The 20,753-nt window shown below is 30.4% G+C and carries 19 protein-coding genes and 2 other annotated features; of the genes, 7 read left to right on the top strand and 12 right to left on the bottom strand.

Annotation, left to right across the window (positions count from 1 at the left end; genetic code table 11):
* Positions 1–177: 177 nt before the first annotated feature.
* The 3 genes from ACJAX4_RS01280 to ACJAX4_RS01290 form a co-directional block, all read right to left on the bottom strand.
* A complete protein-coding gene (locus ACJAX4_RS01280; protein ID WP_435787636.1) occupies positions 178–1,215 on the bottom strand; it encodes a nucleoid-associated protein in 1,038 nt (345 codons plus the stop codon).
* 239 nt (positions 1,216–1,454) lie between these two features.
* Positions 1,455–2,393 (bottom strand): RNA-guided endonuclease TnpB family protein, encoded by a 939-nt coding sequence (locus ACJAX4_RS01285; RefSeq protein WP_435787637.1) that lies wholly within the window; start codon positions 2,391–2,393, stop codon positions 1,455–1,457.
* Positions 2,394–2,570: a helix-turn-helix domain-containing protein gene (locus ACJAX4_RS01290; protein WP_435787638.1), complete on the bottom strand. Its 177-nt coding sequence runs from the start codon at positions 2,568–2,570 to the stop codon at positions 2,394–2,396.
* Between the two features lie 303 nt (positions 2,571–2,873).
* Here ACJAX4_RS01290 and ACJAX4_RS01295 point away from each other — a divergent pair, with 303 nt between their 5' ends.
* The 5 genes from ACJAX4_RS01295 (at position 2,874) to leuS (ending at position 8,296) form a co-directional block, all read left to right on the top strand.
* On the top strand, positions 2,874–3,422 hold the full coding sequence (locus ACJAX4_RS01295; protein WP_435787639.1) for a class IV adenylate cyclase: 549 nt from the start codon (positions 2,874–2,876) through the stop codon (positions 3,420–3,422).
* Entirely contained in the window at positions 3,422–4,348 is a 927-nt protein-coding gene (locus tag ACJAX4_RS01300) for a DUF5685 family protein (RefSeq protein WP_435787640.1), read from the top strand. Before ACJAX4_RS01295 ends, ACJAX4_RS01300 begins: the two co-directional genes overlap by 1 nt.
* Positions 4,332–4,964: a J domain-containing protein gene (locus ACJAX4_RS01305; protein WP_435787641.1), complete on the top strand. Its 633-nt coding sequence runs from the start codon at positions 4,332–4,334 to the stop codon at positions 4,962–4,964. Before ACJAX4_RS01300 ends, ACJAX4_RS01305 begins: the two co-directional genes overlap by 17 nt.
* Before the next feature lie 26 nt (positions 4,965–4,990).
* Entirely contained in the window at positions 4,991–5,488 is a 498-nt protein-coding gene (locus tag ACJAX4_RS01310) for a hypothetical protein (RefSeq protein ID WP_435787642.1), read from the top strand.
* An 85-nt stretch (positions 5,489–5,573) separates the two neighbouring features.
* Positions 5,574–5,809 (top strand) — a binding site (T-box leader).
* 51 nt (positions 5,810–5,860) lie between these two features.
* Positions 5,861–8,296, top strand: coding sequence for a leucine--tRNA ligase (leuS, locus tag ACJAX4_RS01315; protein ID WP_435787643.1), 2,436 nt, complete (start codon positions 5,861–5,863; stop codon positions 8,294–8,296).
* Between the two features lie 83 nt (positions 8,297–8,379).
* Here the strand turns inward: leuS and ACJAX4_RS01320 are convergent, their stop codons facing one another.
* Positions 8,380–9,177: a GTP pyrophosphokinase gene (locus ACJAX4_RS01320; protein WP_435787644.1), complete on the bottom strand. Its 798-nt coding sequence runs from the start codon at positions 9,175–9,177 to the stop codon at positions 8,380–8,382.
* 216 nt (positions 9,178–9,393) lie between these two features.
* On the opposite strand from ACJAX4_RS01320, the gene ACJAX4_RS01325 reads away from it, so the two are divergent.
* Positions 9,394–10,281 (top strand): DUF2225 domain-containing protein, encoded by an 888-nt coding sequence (locus ACJAX4_RS01325; protein ID WP_435787645.1) that lies wholly within the window; start codon positions 9,394–9,396, stop codon positions 10,279–10,281.
* A 93-nt stretch (positions 10,282–10,374) separates the two neighbouring features.
* On the opposite strand, the gene ACJAX4_RS01330 is transcribed toward ACJAX4_RS01325, so the two are convergent.
* The 8 genes from ACJAX4_RS01330 to ACJAX4_RS01365 form a co-directional block, all read right to left on the bottom strand.
* Positions 10,375–11,064: a metallophosphoesterase gene (locus tag ACJAX4_RS01330; RefSeq protein WP_435787646.1), complete on the bottom strand. Its 690-nt coding sequence runs from the start codon at positions 11,062–11,064 to the stop codon at positions 10,375–10,377.
* Between the two features lie 24 nt (positions 11,065–11,088).
* Positions 11,089–11,355 carry an EscU/YscU/HrcU family type III secretion system export apparatus switch protein gene (locus ACJAX4_RS01335; RefSeq protein ID WP_435787647.1) on the bottom strand — a complete coding sequence of 89 codons (267 nt, stop codon included), beginning with the start codon at positions 11,353–11,355 and terminating at the stop codon, positions 11,089–11,091.
* 85 nt (positions 11,356–11,440) lie between these two features.
* Positions 11,441–13,423 carry a hypothetical protein gene (locus ACJAX4_RS01340; RefSeq protein ID WP_435787648.1) on the bottom strand — a complete coding sequence of 661 codons (1,983 nt, stop codon included), beginning with the start codon at positions 13,421–13,423 and terminating at the stop codon, positions 11,441–11,443.
* A 200-nt stretch (positions 13,424–13,623) separates the two neighbouring features.
* Positions 13,624–14,844, bottom strand: coding sequence for a tyrosine--tRNA ligase (tyrS, locus tag ACJAX4_RS01345; RefSeq protein ID WP_435787649.1), 1,221 nt, complete (start codon positions 14,842–14,844; stop codon positions 13,624–13,626).
* Between the two features lie 62 nt (positions 14,845–14,906).
* Positions 14,907–15,124 (bottom strand) — a binding site (T-box leader).
* A gap of 190 nt (positions 15,125–15,314) precedes the next feature.
* On the bottom strand, positions 15,315–15,629 hold the full coding sequence (locus tag ACJAX4_RS01350; protein ID WP_435787650.1) for a hypothetical protein: 315 nt from the start codon (positions 15,627–15,629) through the stop codon (positions 15,315–15,317).
* 217 nt (positions 15,630–15,846) lie between these two features.
* Positions 15,847–16,992 (bottom strand): AlbA family DNA-binding domain-containing protein, encoded by a 1,146-nt coding sequence (locus ACJAX4_RS01355; RefSeq protein WP_435787651.1) that lies wholly within the window; start codon positions 16,990–16,992, stop codon positions 15,847–15,849.
* Between the two features lie 122 nt (positions 16,993–17,114).
* A complete protein-coding gene (locus ACJAX4_RS01360) occupies positions 17,115–18,248 on the bottom strand; it encodes a Ger(x)C family spore germination protein (RefSeq protein ID WP_435787652.1) in 1,134 nt (377 codons plus the stop codon).
* A gap of 1 nt (position 18,249) precedes the next feature.
* A complete protein-coding gene (locus ACJAX4_RS01365) occupies positions 18,250–19,647 on the bottom strand; it encodes a spore germination protein (RefSeq protein WP_435787653.1) in 1,398 nt (465 codons plus the stop codon).
* Between the two features lie 120 nt (positions 19,648–19,767).
* Here ACJAX4_RS01365 and ACJAX4_RS01370 point away from each other — a divergent pair.
* Positions 19,768–20,753 (top strand): GerAB/ArcD/ProY family transporter (locus ACJAX4_RS01370; protein ID WP_435787654.1); only part of this gene is annotated, 986 nt, incomplete at its 3' end.

The raw sequence follows: 20,753 nt of genomic DNA on the forward strand, positions 1-20,753 counted from the left end.
ACGTATAATGCATTTGAACAAGCTTTAGAACTTCTTATCATATTTTTAAATAAGATGCGTTAAGAAAAACATATGTTTGAGCGACAGCGAGTTTATGTTTTTTAGCAGCTTAATTAAAAATATTATTAGTAGTTCTTAGCGAAATGATTGCATTAGTAGTAACATATACTTTTTAATCTATTTCTCTACGTAATTACTTACATGTTTAATAACCATATTAATTGTCCCGTCACCATTTCTTTGTACTTCAAAGCGACTGTTATCATTATACGTTTCTGTATTTACATATAAATCTATATCTTTATCAATTTTAAGTCTTACTCTTTTGAGTCTTTTATCTAGCCACTGTTTATCAAGATTAATATTTTCGGAAATTCCTTGTTCTGTTATAAATTCAACAAATTTTTCCTTAGTACCATTATTTTCAGGAAACATTTCCTCTGATAATTCTCTAACATCTATGTTGTCCTCTTCCTTTAGTTTTCTTTTAATAGTACTTCTAATGGCCTCTGCTTTATCAGCATTTTCAGGATATTCATTTTGAGTCCATTTTTCAGCTGACTTCACAAATTTTTTAGTGACATCCCTTTTATTATCAAAGGTTGTGCAGCCTAAATAATCTTCTGTAAAGTAATTGGAGTCATACTCTTCATTTTCTTTGCTTTTATTTTTCTTATCAATAATCATTAGGTCAAATTTATTTTCTTCTCTAATTGGTTTTATAAAAGCACATTTTTGTATCCTTTGAGCCGAACCAGGAAGACCCGTGAACTGTGGCACTATATCAATTCCTAACTTATCATCCACAAACTCAATAGTATGCACATAATTCTTTATATAATCCATTTTAAATATACCAAGAATCGGACCATACTCTGTTGTGAAAGATACCAGTATTAAATCACAAGATGGGATGCTCCCTTTTGTCCTCATTAATATAAACATCCGTTTCGCCAGTTCCTTAGATACCGCAAGTAAATTATTCTCACCGTTTAAGTATTCCTGCGAGAAATCTTTTACTATATTTGACTCCTCATCAAAAAAACCATATTTTATTTCCTCATCTTTTAAGCACTTCTGAATATGTTTAAGTAGAAAATTATATTTTTCTTCATCTAAATCTAAGGCATATTCATTCAAAATAGGTTCATCCGCATTATTATCTAAAACATGAATAATGGCCTCATTTATATTAACTTCATTTATGTAATCCAAAAAAAACACCACCCTAATCTTTATCTAAGCTTAATCATTATACTATGTAAATGTGTTTATAACAAAGTCATATATGTGAACCTCACATGACTGAAGTCACGTGCTTCTAAGATTACTCTCAAAACTTCCCACATCATCGTCCTCGTAATCCTTAGCTTAATAATCTATGACATACCTACTAACTCCATGGGCGTAATACTTCGGATAGTTCCTACCCTATTTTTATATATAATTACAGTTTAACTCGCTATTTCCATTCCCAAATCTTTTAACCCTTGTTTTAGAATATTTGTAGCAGCATTTTCATCTCTATCGTGATTAGCACCACACTTACATATCCATTTTCTAATAGACAAAAGTTTAACTTCCTTATTTTTAACGCCACATGCACAGTAAATTTGACTACTTGCAAACCATGGACTGATTTTATTATATGTTCTACCTTTCCAGATAGCTTTATACTCTAGTTGCCTTGTAAATTCTGACCATGAAACGTCAGCTATATTTTTAGCTAATTTATGATTTTTTATCATATTAGAAACTTGCAAGTCTTCTGAAATCATAACTTGGTTATCGTTAATAATCTTAGACGCCAGCTTATTTAAGAAATCTTTTCTAATATTAGATGTTTTCTCATGTAATTTAGCGATTTTAACGGTTTGTTTTTTATAATTATTACTATATTTAACCATATTGCATAATTGTCTTTGAAGTTTCGTAAGATTTTCTTCGTATTTTTCTAAAACTTTAGGTCTTTTAACATGAACATTATTCGTGTCTATTAAAAATTCTTTTAACCCTAAGTCAAACCCTATTATATTGCTAATTATAGGCAACTGAATGTTCTCACATTCCACATTAAAACTTACGAAATACTTACCACTAGGTACTTTAGATATGGTGGCAAATAGTATCTTGCCGATAAATTTTCTGTGAAGTTTAGCCTTTATTGTGCCAAGCTTAGGCAATTGAACTAAATTATCATCAAACTTTGCTTTAATATTATTGTTAGTGAAATTGGTCATGTAAGAATAATTGTGGTCATGTTTTGATTTAAATTTAGAGAATCCTGAGTGTTCTTTAAAAAACTTTTTATAAGAACTATCTAAATTATATATTGAATTAGTTAAATCAAATTTATCCACATCTTTAAGCCATATAAATTCTTTTTTAAGCACTCAATTACAATAATTATTACAATCTATTTTAGACAAATATTTTTTGTCGACTTTATACGAATTTATTTTTTTAGATAATATTTGATTATATACAAATCTACAGCATCCAAAGGTTTTACCCATCTGATTTTTTTGTTGTTCGGTAGGATATATTCTATATTTAAAGCCTTTTAACATAGATAAATTCACCTTCTTTCATCACTTAATTATACCATGCAAACATAGTACTATCAACGTTTAGTATATGTTATTTGAACATATTTTATACAATAGAACCTAACACCACTAACTCATGACTGAAGTCACGAGAGTGCGTGGTGAGTCTTCAATTGTTTTAATCAAATATTAATGTTAATTTATTTATATTATGATATAATCACAGTTAAAGATATATTATAAATTTAACAATTATACTGCATACGTAGGAACATGACAATAGTAAATTGTCATGTTCCTTAGGGACTTATAAGGAGGATTACTTTGAAAGAGATGGAAATTAGAATTATAGATATTAATGTAGAAGAAATTCGTAGAAAACTATTAAACATAAATGCCTCAAAAGTAAAAGAGGAAAATCAAATAAATAATATTTACGATTTTTCAGATAGGAGTCTACTCACAAACAAAGGCTATGCAAGAATACGCACAGTGAAAGACGAGCTAACAAACTCGACAATACACTATATTACCACAAAAAAACTTATAAGCCAGGAAAAGTACAAAATTATGGAAGAACACGAATCGGAAATTAAAGATGAAGTAGCTGCTAAAGGTATATTTGAATCCTTAGGTCTGATTCTTGTGCAATCAATAAAAAAATATAGAGAAAGCTATAAATATAAAAACACCCTCATTGAAATAGACATAAACGAGAAGAAGTTCTGTCCCTTTCCTTATATAGAAATTGAAGGCAGCGACGAAACTGAAATTCAAGAAGTTATAGCCTTGCTCGGTTATAGCCTTTCTGATACTACCTCTAAATCTATTTATGAAATAATAGAATTAAAGAAACTGGAGAGTAAGCTATAATGTTTGGGTATGTAACTCCTTGTAAAATGGAAATGAAAATTGTTGACTTTGAAAAATTTAAAGCTTACTATTGTGGCCTTTGCCACTCTATTAAAGATAATTTTGGTAACCTACCAAGACTTACACTAAATTTCGATATGACTTTCTTAGCTATACTGTTAGACTCGCTTTCAGAGTGCAAATGCGATTTTACCCAGTTTAAATGCGCACTTCATCCACTAAAAAAAAGAGTTAAGATTAATAACAACGAAGCTTTAGATTATGCGGCGTTTTGTAATATTACTTTAGCCTATTATAAACTAATGGATGATGTTCAAGATAATAAAACAATGAAAAGCAAAGTTTTTTCAATGTTTTTGAAGAACTATTTACGCAGCCCAAAAGTAGAATATAAAGATATAATGAATTACACGAGTGAAAAACTTTTATTACTAAATACTTTAGAAACAACCTATGACGATATATCTATAGATGAACAGCTATCCATAGATGAATTATCTGATGTTTTTGCTGATTTAACAGGCACTATAATATCATTTTATTATAAAGATGCACCCTTTAAAGAAGATTTATATTGGCTAGGATATAATTTAGGTAAATGGGTATACATTATAGATGCCTATGATGATTTAGAAAAGGACATAAAAAGTAATTCTTTTAATGCTATAAATTCATTATTAAATACAGATAAATTAGAATTTGAAATTTTCTCTAAATTAATAGCACCAAGAATTGATTTTATATTGACTAGTTGTGCTGAGCAATGTTTAACCTATTTAAATAAATTGCCAACGCTTAAAAATGAGAATATATTATATAATATACTTGAACTAGGACTCATGGAAAAAATGGATAAGGTACTTGTTAACAAATTAGATATTAATTATTTAAAAGGAGTGGAATATAACGATGGCGAATCCCTATGAAGTACTTGGTGTAAGAGAAGGAACCTCTAAAGAAGATATTAAAAAAGCCTATAGAGAACAAGCAAAAAAATATCACCCTGATCAATATGGTGATAATCCACTAAAAGATTTAGCAGAAGAAAAAATGCAAGAACTTAATGAAGCCTATGACTCACTTATGAAAAATTCTGGCTCATCAAATAGCTACGAATCCTCAAATACTTATAATTCCACCAACAATTATAATCCCTCCTCAAATGGTGATTATACAAGCAACAACATATACCAATCTGTAAGAATGGATTTAAATGGCGGTAATATTCCTTCAGCTGAGCAAAAATTAAGCACAATGAATACAAAAAATGCTGAATGGAATTATTTAATGGGGATGGTTCACCTAAAAAAAGGTTGGCATGATAGTGCATATAGTTTTATTAGTATTGCTTGCAATCAAGAACCTAATAATGTTGAATATAGACAAACCTTTAACTCACTAAATAAGCGAAACTCTAATTATAGAGACAACTATTACGGAAGACGTAATAATAATCCTAACATGGGTAACTTATGCATTAATTTATGGTGTGCAGACAGTCTTTGTGAATGTTTAGGAGGAGATTTTATTGACTGCTGTTAAGCTTGTTTATTTAGGAGATGGTTTTTATGAAATCTAACAATATTGCTAAGGGGGGTATATTCGCAGCCCTTAGTTTGATATTACTATATTTTTCTTCTATTTTCCCTACAAATAGATTATTTCTATTAGGTATAGCTTCTTGTCTAATTCCTCTTTCCATTTTATTAACAAGTATAAAAAATACTATTGTGGTATACACTACTATATCAATTCTTAGTTTATTTATTATACCTTCAAAGCTTATAAGCATAGCCTATATATTGATTTTTGGATCCTACGGCTTTGTAAAATATTATATAGAAAAACTTCGGAGTACAATTTTAGAAATTATACTTAAATTATTATATTTTAATATAATTTTCGCAATAATTATATCTATATATAAATTAGTAATATTAAATCTTCCTAATATAAATATATATTTATTAATACTACTTATGGATTTTTGCTTCATAGTGTATGATTATACCATTACTGCTTTTATATCCTATGCAAATAATAATCTTATTAAAAAATTCAGATAAGTTATCGTTTCTAAATGTGGTCTTGACATAAAATTCTATTTAAATTATAATTGGTAATAATAAAGTATAAAATAATCATAACAAAATAAAAACTTTAACTCGGAGTAGTAGTATTTTTATCATTTCAAAGAGAGCTGCTGTGGCTGTGAAGCAGTAATGATATAATATGAACTTACCTATTATCTTACTTTTAAAAGTAAGAGCTTGCTTTAAGGCAAGAAGTTACTTGTAAAAACAAGTACGGTTAAAACCGTTATATTTTTAAGTGAGGCGTAATGCCTAATTAGAGTGGTACCGCGGAATATTACTTTCGTCTCTTCATTGAGATGAGGTTTTTTTTGTTTTCATTTAGATTTACAAGGAGGAATAATAATGGCAAAATACAATACAACTATCGATAAAAAATGGCAACAGAAATGGGAAGAAACAAATCTTTATAAATTTGATGAAACTAAAATCGAAAAAAAATTATATGTGCTTGAAATGTTTTCCTATCCATCTGGAAGCCAATTACATGCTGGTCACTGGTTCAATTATGGCCCTGTAGATACTTGGGCTAGGATGAAAAAAATGCAGGGTTACAATGTGTTTCAACCAATGGGCTTTGATGCTTTTGGTCTACCTGCTGAAAATTATGCAATAAAAACAGGAGTGCATCCAAAGGATTCTACAGAGCAAAATATTATTACAATGAAAAAACAATTAAAAGATATGGGCGCAATGTTTAATTGGGATCATGAAGTTGTAACTTGCCGTCCAGATTATTATAAATGGACTCAATGGTTGTTTTTAAAACTTTTTGAAAGTGGTCTTGCTTACAGGAAAAAAGCACCTGTAAATTGGTGCCCTAGCTGTAATACAGTACTTGCAAATGAACAGGTAGTAGATGGTGCTTGTGAGCGATGTGACACTGAGGTTACTAAAAAGAACTTAACCCAGTGGTTTTTTAAAATTACTGACTATGCTGATGAACTACTAGAAAAGCTTGATACCTTGGATTGGCCTGAAAAAACTAAAGCAATGCAAAAACATTGGATAGGGAAGTCTACTGGTGCTAATGTCGACTTTAAAGTATTAGATACAGATATAGACTTTAGTGTGTTCACTACAAGAGTGGATACTCTATACGGAGTTTCATATGTGGTATTCGCCCCTGAAAATGATCTTGTAGACGCTCTCACTAAAAAAGAATATAAAGCTGATGTTGAATCTTATAAAAATGAAGCTAAAAAACAATCAGAAATAGAAAGGCAATCTATTTCAAGAGATAAGACCGGTGTATTCACCGGTTCCTATGCCATTAATCCTATTAACGGAAGAAAAATTCCTATTTGGGTTGCGGACTACGTTCTAAACACCTATGGAACTGGCGCAGTAATGGCTGTTCCTGCCCATGATGATAGAGATTTCGCCTTTGCTACCAAATATAATTTACCTATAGAAAGGGTTATTGCTGGTGGAGAAAATCTTCCTTACACTGAACATGGCAAAATGGTGAATAGTGAAGAGTTTGACGGTTTATCCACAATCGACGGAATTGAAGCCATAGTTGAAAAATTAGAAAAACTGGGCCAAGGATCGGGTAAAGTCAACTTTAGACTTCGTGATTGGTTAGTTTCAAGACAAAGATATTGGGGCGCTCCTATTCCAATAATTCATTGTGATAAATGTGGTGCTGTACCTGTTCCTGAAGATCAGCTACCTGTAGAACTACCTTATGACGTAGACTTCGCACCTGATGGGGATTCACCTTTAGCTAAATGTGAAGATTTCATAAATGTCCCTTGCCCAGTTTGTGGTGCCCCTTCGCATCGCGAGGCCGATACCTTAGACACATTTGTTTGTTCTTCTTTCTACTATTTAAGATATGTAGATAACAAAAATAGTGAAATTGCTTTTGATAAAGACTTAATAAACAAAATGCTTCCTGTAGACAAATACGTAGGTGGCCCTGAACATGCTTGTATGCACTTACTTTATGCAAGATTTATCACAAAGGCGCTTCGTGATATGGGATATTTAAGTTTTGATGAACCCTTCAAATCACTTACTCACCAGGGTTTAATTTTAGGACCAGATGGCTTAAAAATGAGTAAATCTAAGGGAAATACTATATCTCCAGACGAGTATATAAAAGAGTTTGGATCCGACGCCTTTAGAATGTACCTAATGTTTGGTTTTGGTTATACTGATGGTGGTGCTTGGAGTGATGACGGTATAAAAGCTATGGGAAGGTTCATTGAAAGAATTGAAAGAGCTATAGAATCCGGAATAGAAGAGATTTCAAAAGAGTGCAACAATAGAACCTCTGTAGACAATGCAGATAAAGAATTAAACTATTGGAGGCATTTTGCAATAAAAGGAGTTTCTGAAGATGCAGAAAAACTTCAATTTAATACCGCTATTGCAAGGCTTATGGAACTTACAAATGCCCTTTCAAAGTATGTTACAGAAGAGAATATAAATAAAAAGTTCTTAAAGGAAGTACTTGTAGATTACCTTAAGCTTATAGCTCCTTTTGCTCCTCACTTTGCAGAAGAAAATTGGGAAACCTTAGGTATGGGCTACTCTATATTCAACCAAACTTGGCCTGAATTTGATGCAAGTGCTCTAATTAAAGATGAAATAGAAATAGCACTTCAAGTAAATGGAAAAATAAAATCTAAAATAATTGTATCGCAAGACTTGGATGAAGAAGGTATAAAAGAAGTTTCTCTTAAAGATGAAACAGTAATTGCTGCACTAGAAGGAAAAACTGTACGCAAGGTTATTGTAATTAAGGGACGCCTAGTTAATATAGTAGTTTAATAATTCTCATTATAAAAGGATAGTAGAGTATCTTATATCTAAGACTCTACTATCCTATTTGTGTTTAAAAAGGTTTTATAACATTAAGCCCCATACATATCTAACGTTTTTTGAGTTGCTTTAAGCAAATTACTAAGCTCAAAAACTTCTCCTTCCCCTTCTTCCACTAACTTATTTAATTGCTCTCTATATCTAGTTGCATCAGTTAATTTCCCGAGAGAAGAAAGCATAATAACATTATTCATTATATCTGATACCAAATTAGACTTTACCTCAAACAGTTTTTGTGCATCTTTAATTTCATCTTTAATTTCTAACATCTGCTGATCTAACTGAAAAGCAGCATCTGCAGCGTTTTTAAGTTTTTCTCTTATATGCTCTGGAATATCATGTTTATATTTATAATTTAGCGAATGCTCAACTGTAGCCCAAAAATTCATTGCCAAAGTTCTAATTTGAAACTCAGCTAGTATTTCCCTTTGACCATCCGATAAGTTCACAGGATACTTCATAATCATATGATAGCTTCTATACCCACTACCTTTTACATTTGCAACATAATCTTTTTCATAAACTATCTGCATATCACTTCTTTGACGAATTAAATTTACCACCTTATCAATGTCATCTACAAATTGACACATTATTCTTATACCTGCTATATCTTCCATTTCTAATTCAATTCTCTCCAAAGGAATAGCAAATTTATTAGCTTTTTCAAGAATACTAGATATTTCTTTAACCCTTCCTGTAACAAACTCTATAGGTGAATAGTCATTTTTATGTCTATATTCTCTCCTTATGCTTTTGAACTTAACTTTTAATTCTTCTACTGCTTGTTCATAAGGGATTAAAAATCTTTTCCACTCTCTTATTGCCATCTCCTCAGTCCTTTATATAATATTTGATATTTATTCGAATGTAGAATTAGTGCTTAGAAACTTTTGAGTCTAATTTATATTAATATAATATTTCTATTAATTTTCTGTTATAATTAATTTAATAGTAAATTAATTATAACAGAAATTGTTTAAGTAAAAAATACCATATCATATAAACTAATAATACCACAATAAACTTTGTTTTGAGGTGATTTAATGGATAAAAAAATATTTTCTGGTCTAGAGTATATGGGTTTTAATAATATCGAAGATATTAAAGTCTATAATAATAAAACTGATAATGCGAACGAAAAAAATGAAGAGAAAAATGTAAAGTCGCTCTTATATAATAAAGAAATTACTTGCCCAGTATGTGATCATTTGTTTAAAGCGGTCACAGTAAAATCTTCTGCTTACAGAATGGTAAAAAAAGATAGCGACTTTTTTATTAGGTATTCGCTAATTAATCCTTATTTCTACGATGTTTGGGTTTGTAATTCTTGCGGATATTCAGCAATGAAAATAGATTTTTACACCATAAGAAGTACAGGCATTGAACGAGTACAAAAGTCTATTACGTCCAAGTGGAACGGAAGAATGTATCCAGAAGTTTATGATGTACATATTGCCATTGAAAGATATAAACTAGCCCTTTTAAATTACGTTGTTACCAATGCAAAATCAAGTAAGAAAGCAATAACTTGTATTAAACTTGCATGGATGTACAGGCTTATAGATACTCCAGATGCTAAAGAAATGGAACAAATATTTTTGAAGGAGGCTTTAGATGGCCTTAATGATGCATATTACGCTGAATCATTCCCCCTCTATGGCATGGATAAATACAGCGCTATGTATCTTATTGGAGAGTTAAATAGACGAATCGGTCACACAGAGAATTCTTTAGTTTGGTTTAGTAATCTAATAACAACTCCTAATGTTAAGCAGAATTTAAAAGAACTTGCACGAGACATGAAGGACTTAATTCGCGAAGAAGCCGAATTATTAGTTTCCAGTTGTAATCTAAACAAATCTTCTACCGAAAACTTTGAAGCACCGGAAACCATTAAGAAATCCGGATTCTTTTCTAGAATGTTTAAATGATGAAAACACAAAAAATAAATATGACTATTAAATTTATTGTCCACACAAACAAATCTAATAGTCATACTTATCCACAATATATTAACTTTTATGTTAATCAAGTATTTTTATAGGATCAAAGTTTAAATAGTCGCAAGAGGTAACTATGTACTCTATGCCCTCTATGTTTCCTTCATATAGCCTATTTAAAGATGCTCCATGTAGATGTCCATATATTACCTTAGAAACATTATATTCTTTAAGTATTCTTATAAATTCTGTTTCCTCAAATTTATCATTAGTGGGCGGATAATGAATCATTACAATAAATTTATTATATCCACTTTTCACTGCATCATCTAACGAAATTCTGATCCTTATGAGCTCTCTATCATATATTTTTTCATCATGAGTGGAAAATCTTCCAGATCCTGGTGAATTCCATCCACGAGTTCCACAAATAGCATAATCTTTATAATTAAAAAAATTATTTTGGATAAAATCCATATCATCATAAAGAGAATTTAACTTGGTGATACTATTCCACCAATAATCATGATTTCCTTTAATAAGTATCTTTTTACCGGTCAACTTGTGAATCCACTCTAAATCTTCCATGCCCTCACCCATATTCATGGACCAAGAAATATCCCCTGCAATCAGTACTGTATCCTCTGAAGAAATTTTATTAAGCCAATTTTCTTTTATTTTTTCATCATGGTTGGTCCATTTTTCTCCAAATATGTCCATGGGTTTATCTGAATTTATAGCCAAATGAAGATCAGATATTGCCCATAACGCCATAATATACCTCCTTTACTTAATCTATTATTTTTTTTTCATTAATGTATCTATGTCCATTACATAAGCAATAACCTTTGCTATTGCATCATATAATTCTAAGGGTATTTCTGACCCTACATCGACATTTAAAAGTAAATTAGCTAATTCTTCGTTTTGAACTATTGCTACATTACTCTCTTCAGCCTTATGAAGTATTTTATCTGCAATAAATCCTATTCCATTTGCAGTTACTATAGGTACATCATATCCCTTTTCATATCTAATTGCAGCAGCTTTTTTCACCTTTTTCATGTTCAAACCTCACTTACATTCAAATTTATAGCTTTAAGTATCTACAGCTCTACATTTAACAGTCAATTTTAAGCCGCTTATGTTATTATACCTTTATATCTAATGTATTGAAACTTCTATCATCAAAAAACTCTCTACAATTTGCTAGTGTAAATTCATTAGCCTTTTTATCCACATCAATGCTAACCCTATAATTCAGACTAGATAAATCCCTAATTAACTTTTCTTTACCAAGGTCCAGTACATTAACCCATAAGTTATCACAATTAATAGCAATGTTCATGTTATTATTATTAATTTTTATATATGCATCAACACTTCCCATATTTATTGTTTTTACCCTAGTAGCTATTTTCACATTTTTACTATCAATCTTTTTACCTTTTTTTCTATCGTCTTTAATAATTATTTTACATTCATATTCATCATCTTTAACATTTATTGGAAGGTCCAAGTAATAATATTGTTCAGAAATAGAATTAAATACTTTTATATCATTAATTGTCTGACTAAATACATCCATTACTTTCTCATAAGACTCCGGCTTTAAATTAAGTTTATTATCAATAATGCCTCTAACTATTTCTTTAATTTCTTCTGTTTTGACTTTTATTTGTTCTTTAATGAGGGAATCTGTAGCTACCTTATCTATGTTATTTTCAATATCATTTATAACTGACCTATCTACCTCTAAAACACTTAATTCTTTTTTTATCATATTTATAATTTCATTTAAAGAATTACTCTTACCATATGCATTTGTTTTATTACTAACTGCACTTCTACTTGCTAGTTCTGCTTCAGAAGTCATTGCATTTTGTAACTTATTTGGAGGAAGCTTTTCGTTTTGATTGGTAAGCTTCTCACTTTCCTGCGCAATCTCTAAGTCCAAACTCTCAGGTCGCAACTGCGTTATCTTTAGTTTACCCTCTACATTATCCACTAATTTAGCTTGATTATCTGGACTTATTAATATTTGCTGAGCCTTAAGAATTTTATCCACCAAAATTTTTATTGTGCCACTATTAAAACTAACCTCTTGCTCTTTTAAATTTATATCTAGTTTTATATTTTCACCTGATTTTAAATTTTTATAAGCATTTAAACTTTTATCTGGTTCGAGATTTTTATTCGATTCCAAATTTTTAACAGTAGAAGATAAAACTCTCTGATTTATGCCAATTCCCTTTAATTCTTTGTTTATTAAGCTAACTAACTCTTTTATATTAACTTCATCTTTTAAATTACTATTATCATTAGCGTTATCTAAAAGCTGAGTTTTATCCATTCCTATAACACTGCTGACCTTTTGATTTAAAGACTCTGGCCCAATATCTCCAAGTGCATCACTATTTAAAATATAATCATTAATATCTTTTAAATTATTATATATAGCTGACTCCCCTTTAAAGAGCTTTGCTATGCTCACCAAATTGCCTTTAGTAAGTTCTATATTGTTTTCTTTAAATAATAATATTTCATCTATGTCTAAATTCTTTAAAGCCTGAAAAAAGTTTTTTAATATTTTTGTTGTTTCATTTGCCTTTTCTGAAGCAGGGTCAATATTTCTGCTATCAAGGTATTTAGCAATAAAAACATCTTCTTTTTCAGTATTCAAAGATATTTTTTCTTTAAAATCTAGTAAATTTTTTATATCTATTATATTATCCTTAGTTAAAGGCATATCATGTTTAATCATTTTCTCAAAAATTATAGCATCCATTTTGTCATGAACCAGTGAACTTCCACTCGTGAATTCGTCTAAAATGTTACTTTCTGGGAGTTTACCCTGTTTATCTTCATATACTAATTTTATTTTAAGCTTTCCATCTTCAAAGCCTTCTACAACAAACTTAAGTACACTGCTACTATTCCCCTGCTCTAGTGGCTTATCTAATTTTGCAGAAAATTGCCATCCATCTAATAATTTCAAGTTAACTTCTCCCTTTTGACTGTCAATGCTTAATATTCTTGCACTGAATTTCTCACCGGTTTCAAAGGATAATTTACTAAAAGCTTTTTTATTTTGTGGATTCTGTAATATTGCTACATTACTAATTACGGACATAAGCCACCTCCCTTTTTTTGGCATAATAACGTTTCATAAAGTTATTAATATTTAATTATCGTATGAAATATCTTTTTTTAAAGGGGAAATCTAATAATTTTCTGTTTTAAATTAAAATTATAAATAGTTCATAACTGCTCTCTTATCATTAGAAAAAAATAACAAAGCTAGAATTTCAGCTTTGTTATTTTAAAACATTACTATTCTATAATTAAAGAATAGAATTTTTTCTTTCCCCTTTTAATTAGTACACTGCCTTCTTTAAAATCCTCTTCTAAAAGCATTGCATTTTTATCATTAATCTTTTTATCATTGATAGTTAATCCACCTTGCTCAATTAGCCTTCTAGCTTCTGCTTTTGAAGGTACCACTTTAGTATGCACTAATATATCCATTAGAAGCGCACTCTTCATATCTGCAGGTATTGATATCGTAGGAACATCACTCATGTTAACTCCACCACCAAATAATGCTTCTGATGCAGATCGCGCTTTAATAGCTTCTTCTTCCCCATGAATAAGTTTCGTAACTTCAAAAGCTAAAACACTTTTAGCTCCATTAATTTTTTCATCTTTAAAAGCACACAATCGTCTAATCTCATCCATCTCCACAAAAGTAAGTAAGCATAAACATTTTTCCACATCTGAGTCTGCAACATTTCTCCAGTATTGGTAAAAATCATAGGGAGATGTTTTGTTTGCATCAAGCCATAGAGCACCATTCTCCGTTTTACCCATCTTCTTGCCCTCGCTGTTAGTAAGTAAGCCGCAAGTCATACCATAAGCAGGTTTACTTTCTTTTCTCCGTATAAGCTCCATACCAGCAATTATATTAGACCATTGGTCATCTCCGCCGAGTTGCATAGTACATCCATGCTTTTGATTTAACACTAAAAAATCATATCCTTGCATAAGCATATAATTAAACTCAAAAAATGATAAACCTTTTTCTAATCTCTGTTTAAAACACTCCGCCGTGAGCATCCTGTTTACTGAAAAATGCACCCCAATATCTCTTATAAAATCTACATAATTTAAGTTTAAGAGCCAATCAGCATTGTTTTCTAGAATAGCTTTACCATCACTAAAATCCACAAGTTTTGAAAGCTGTTTTTTAATGCAAGATATATTATAATCAATTTCTTCTTTTGAAAGCATTTTCCTCATATCTGTTTTACCTGATGGATCACCTATCATTGCAGTCCCACCACCAACTAAGGCTATTGGCCTATGACCTGCCCTTTGCATATGTGCCATAAACATCATAGCAATAAAATGACCCACATGTAAACTATCTGCTGTTGGGTCAAACCCTATATAAAATGTTACCTTTTCCGTTTCAAATATTTTTCTCATTTCATCCTCATGAGTAAGTTGTTTGATGTATCCTCGCTCGTGAAGTATATCATATACATTCTCCATGAATAATTCCTCCTTATGATGATTGTAGTTAAAATGTGGTTAAAATAAAAAAAGCCCCCTAAGAAAGGGACGAAATAACTCCGTGGTACCACCCAAATTGATTTAACAATCCGCTCATGCCTTATAACGTAAGGTAAGTCCGTCTCAGCTTAATTTAAAGATAACTTCATTTCAGCTTAAAGCTCCAGAATGTATTTCACTATAGCCCTTAACTAGTTCACACCTTCCACTAGCTCTCTGAATAATTCTTATAATTACTTTTTTCTTTCACAGCCTTTTAAATATAAAATTTTATGTTATTAAGTATATACATATATTTAAAGAATTTCAAGTGATCTAATTGTTGATTTATATCGTTATAATCGATTTGCTGCTCATATACTTCGATTTTCGCCTGTTTTCTCTATATACAATAAATGCAGGGTTTTGACCCTGCATCCTACTTAAAACACAAAAATCACTTTACATCTTTATGCGATATAATCCTTTAAAAACTCTGGCGGATTTCTGCTTTCACAACCAACATTTACATAAAAATCCACACTGTATTTTTTAGCCAAAGAGTCCATTTTAGAGAACAATTGTGCCATATACTCAAGTTTATCATCTACAATATTAAACACTCCATCAACAAAAATGGTATCAATATCATAATCTTTTGAGAGCATACCGCACAAAAAACCGTAAAAATCATTATTGCTTTTCAAATTAAAATCATTTGTAGCTACAAACCTCATTTTACCACTTAGTTGTAGTAAAGCTTTAGTATCATTATCAATATACACTATATTCCCTTTAACTTCGTCAACTTTTCCGTTGGCAAGTTCAATTAAAGCTTTAGTTTTACCTGAACCCTTTCTACCGCAAAATACATGAATAATGTTAACCGCCTCCTATTTTATCTAACATAAACAGATAATTATTAAACAGGTCTACACAAGCACACAATATAGTTATACATAATATATAATATTCAGAATATTATTGCAATATTATAGTTTATCAAATAAAATTTTTAATTCCTGGGAAAATCACCTTAAAACTATTATCATTTTCTGAATCAACAAATATAACCTTGCCATATTTTTTAAAAGCTTTTTTCATTGCTGCAAAACCTCTTCCTGATTTCGTAAATCTCTTTCTGTCATCTAAGGTTATTAACTTATCATATATCCACATATTTCTTTTAAGTGAATTATGATTGTTAATTTTGGTAGAAAATAATAGATTCCCAGGGCTAACTACACTTACACTATTATAGGTTATTACAATTTCGATTTCCTTATAAAATATAGTATAATCGCGATAAAGTATTGCATTTTTTACAGCTTCATACACTGCAGCTATAGGATACTTTACAGGAAATATACTATTAAATAATTTTTCTACTGTGTCTAACATATCTAATAAATTTCCAGTCACAATCATAACCTCATCGAGATTACTATTTACTTTGTTTACTATTTTTATCATGTTATGAGGTATATGTATGCTATTAAATGAAGAAAACACTAATAACCCGCCCAGTGTAACTACTCTTTTGTTGTAGTCTCTTTCAATAAAAGTTATTCCTGAATTATCCATAAGTTCTAACCTATTGTCTTCATTTATTAAAATACCCTTATTTAAAAAATACTTGTCAATTATATCAAAATTAAGGCTGCTTACATCACTACTTATAATAGGCGTAGTTTCAATGTTAAGACTTAAATTTTCTTGTAAGACGGAAATTAATTCTTCTTTCCTCATAGTGTCTGTAGTTGACCCCCGTCTTATATAAAAAGCACCATTTTCTCTTAACTGATATGGCTTCTGGCCACCATCATATATAGTTATAATTGCTAAGCTTTTACTTTGATATACTACAACATCTATTGATATTGGAATAGGAGGTTCACATCTTGAACTAACAATTTGCTGAAGCTGCTCTTCTTTAAATTCACAAGCATCAATACCTATAATTTTTTTTGTTTTATCTTCCACTCCTATAACAAGATATCCTCTTCCCCCACGAGAGTTAGCTATAGCACATATATCTTTTGCCAGTTCCTTTTTACCACTCTCTATAAATATATCAATTCTTTGCTTAAAGTCTAATTTTGTACCTTCATCCCTCTTTAAAAGTAAACTAATTTTTTTTACATCCATACTTTCACCCCAACCCGCTATAATAATATACTATGTTTATATTTATACAATGTTTCAATGATAATTCATTTAGTTTTTATAACTCTAGTTTACAACAAAAGACGATGGAATACCATCGCCTTTTACTTGAAGTTTTTAACGTCTCCTGTATTCATTATTTCTGTTTCTACTTCTACTTCAAGTTTCGTTATATCAATATAATTTTCTTTTTTTATTTTTGGATATTTCATATAGAACTCTTCCTGTATGTTAAATATATCTATACCCATACCCTTGTATTCATTAAATACAGCTTCGGTAGCTTTCACAATGTTAAGCTCCGAGGTCTCTTGAATTTTATTTATATTATCTTTAGTTAATGTAATCTTTTTTTGAGCTTCTCCAAAGTTAACTCTAACCTTAATTTTCTTTTTTAGGTTAATAGCATTATCTTTATAATTTATTTCGGTCTTAGTTTTGCTACTTAATATTTCCAGAGTCACAAATTTGTTGATTTCGCAGGGATTAGTTATTTCTAACGTACCACTGGAAACCTTATTCATTAAAAAGTTATAACCCTGCCCCTCCGCTGCAGTTAATTCACTAACCATTTTATCATCCAAAATCACCGCTCCACCGCTTACTTGTAATTTGGGTGGTTCCAAGGTTTCCTTTTTAAGTTGTATTATTGTTACTACCTCTGCACCATTCCCCATTGTTCTTTGATTGTAAAAGTCATTAAAAGTATTCGTTACAGCTCTTGAAGATGCTCCAATATTTTCTATAATTCTCATTATTAGAAACCCAATGTACTTTTCTTGATCAAACTTTAAAGTAAAAAAACTTTCTGCATCCCCTTTAAATACTGCAATGTATGGTCTTACAAGTAGTTCTTGATCACGATCTAAAAAATCTATGAAGTCATCAATACCTGATTCTGCAGCCTTTTCAGTGAATATTATCGCCTTATTCTGTGTATAATTCATTTTAAAAGTAGCAAGAGAATTCATGTCCCGAACAGCTTCAAAAATTGTTTTCCCATTTCCCTTAAATACTATTCGCTCCTCCGTACCTTCACTTGCCTCTCTCATTCCTCTAAAACATTCACTATACACTATAGGATTACCATCTTTATCTACATCTATCATTAGCGCTGTAACAAATAAAACTCTATCAATATCCTTGTAACTAAAACATGATGTCATAATAAAACAATTCATGATTATACAAATTATAATAAATATTCTTTTATGCTTACTTAATTTATTCTTATACATTTTAATCATCCTTATCAAAAATACTACTAGATACCCGACTAAGATCTTTTCTATATAACATGTCACTAAATTTAAAGCTCTCTAGAGTTCCTATTGGAAATAAATATGGGTATCCACAACTTTCAAGCCCTGCCATATGTGATATAAAAATAAAAATCCCAATATAAAACCCTGGTAGTCCTAGCACCGAGGAGAACAAAATAATAATTATATTCCATATAGCTAGTGGGCCATAAAGTTTAGGTACTAAAAACGAAGCTATAGATGCAACTGCCACAATTAGTATAGTACTTTGTGAAGCGAGTCCTGCTCCCACTGCAGCATCGCCTAAAATTAAAGCCCCTACAATACTCATTGACTGGCCTATGACCTGTGGCAATCTTATACCTGCCTCTCTAAGTAATGCAAAGAAAAAAGTCATAAGGAGCAGTTCTACAATCGTCGGGAAAGGTACGCCGGCTCTAGAAACTGAGAGCCTTAGAACAATTATCGTTGGAATAAGAGAAAAGTGATAAGTAGAAATAGCCAAATAGAATCCTGGCAATAAGCTTGCTAGAATGAAGCTAACAAACCTCATACTTCTGGATAAATTAGCAAAATACCTATTAGTATAATAATCTTCTGGAGTTTGGAAATTATCTAATAAAAAGTATGGTGCAGTAATTACAAATGGTGTTCCGTCTACAATTATTGCTATTTTCCCTTGTAATAGCTTTGATGCTACCACATCTGGTTTTTCTGAAGTGCCTATGGTATCAAAAGCTGTCTTCTTATTTTTTAATTCTTCCTCTATATAATTTGTGTCGAGTAAAAACTCTATTTTGATACTAGTAACCTTTTTTCTTATATAATCAACAAGATTAACAGGTGCCACCCCTTCTATATAACTAATGATAACTACTGTATTAGATTTATTTCCTAAGGTTAAGCTTTCAAATTTTAAATCAGGATTTTTTATTTTACGTCGTATCATTGATACGTTATCTACAAAAGACTCTGTAAATCCTTCTCTTGGCCCTTTAACTACATTTTCTGTAGGAGGTGTCCCCACAGTTCGCCTCACAAAGCCCTTAGCTTCACAATAAATCGCTTTATTTGTAAAGGAAAATACAAGTACCAAATCACCAGATAAAATGTGAGATATGGCCTCCTCATTATTATTAATATCTCCAATGCTATTAGCCGGTAATATCTCTTTTTTTATATACTCCAAATCATCTGTAGAAGCCCTGTTTTGCATTAAGGGATTAAATATATATTCACTGATAAATTTAGAGTCACACAAATTATCAATGAATATGCCGAGTATTGTTCCTGATACGCATTCAATCTCTCTATATACTAAGTCGTAGCTATTTCTAAATTTATCCTTAATATAATCTACACTTATTTTCTCCATTTTTATCACCTAGTTTATTATTTGTTATATTTAAGATTATTATTCATAGTTTTGGTAAATACTACTAATCTATTGTACATTTTATTTTAAAACGTAGTAAAGGAGGTGTCAAAAGATAAAATGGATAAGATAAACGCAAAACATTTAATGTTTTTTATTTGGGGAACTTCCATTGTAGCAATGAAAACTTACCCTAATGTGTTCATTGCAAATGCAGGTAGAGATTCCTGGATTTCCGTTACTATAGCATCAATTATCATATTTTTTTATTTCACTTATATACTTTCCATTTGTAACAAAAGAAATTGCTATGATATGAAAAAAATATATCATAAAGCTTTAGGGAAAACTATGGGAAACATTTTCTTGATATTATTTATCATAACTTTAATTTTCACCTTAATAGAGAGTTCTTCAGTAGAAGCAAATGCTCTAAACGTAAATTTAATGTCATCTACTCCTATTTGGGTTTTTCTCCTATTTATATTATTACCCGGTATTTATATTACAAAGAAGGGCACTAGGGCAATAAGCATAGTTACCATTATTGTTATATTTCTTACTATGCTGGCAGGCATGACTTTAGCAGTTCTTACAGCTAAATATAAAGATTACAGTTACCTACTTCCCATAATGGCAGATGGCGTGAACACATCTTTTATTCTGTCTATAATAAAAGCTCTAGGATGTTATGGTAGTATAGCTGTTTGTATTCCATTTTTATCTAAAGTAACTAATAAATCAAAAATCACAAAGTATAGCATTATTGCTATATTAATAGTGATTCAAATGGAGATTATTGCAAACATAGGTGTTTTATCTACTTTCGGAGAAGTTAGAACTCTTAATATTAACTATCCAAAGCTCATACAAACCCAGCTAGCTAGTTATTTTGAATTTTTAGAAGGCGGGGAATTTTATGTAATGCTTCAAATGGTAGGTGGTTGGTTTGTAAAATATTTTTTAACACTAACTGCTACACTAATTATATTAAAATACTTATCACTACTTAATAAATACTCAGTATACATTGTTACATTAATTGTATTTATATTTTCCTATTTCATTTCCGCTAAAATAATACTGCTTTATAAGTTCTTAAATTT

The organism is Clostridium sp. (genome assembly GCF_051278035.1).
Taxonomy (GTDB): Bacteria; Bacillota; Clostridia; order Clostridiales; family Clostridiaceae; genus Clostridium_AD.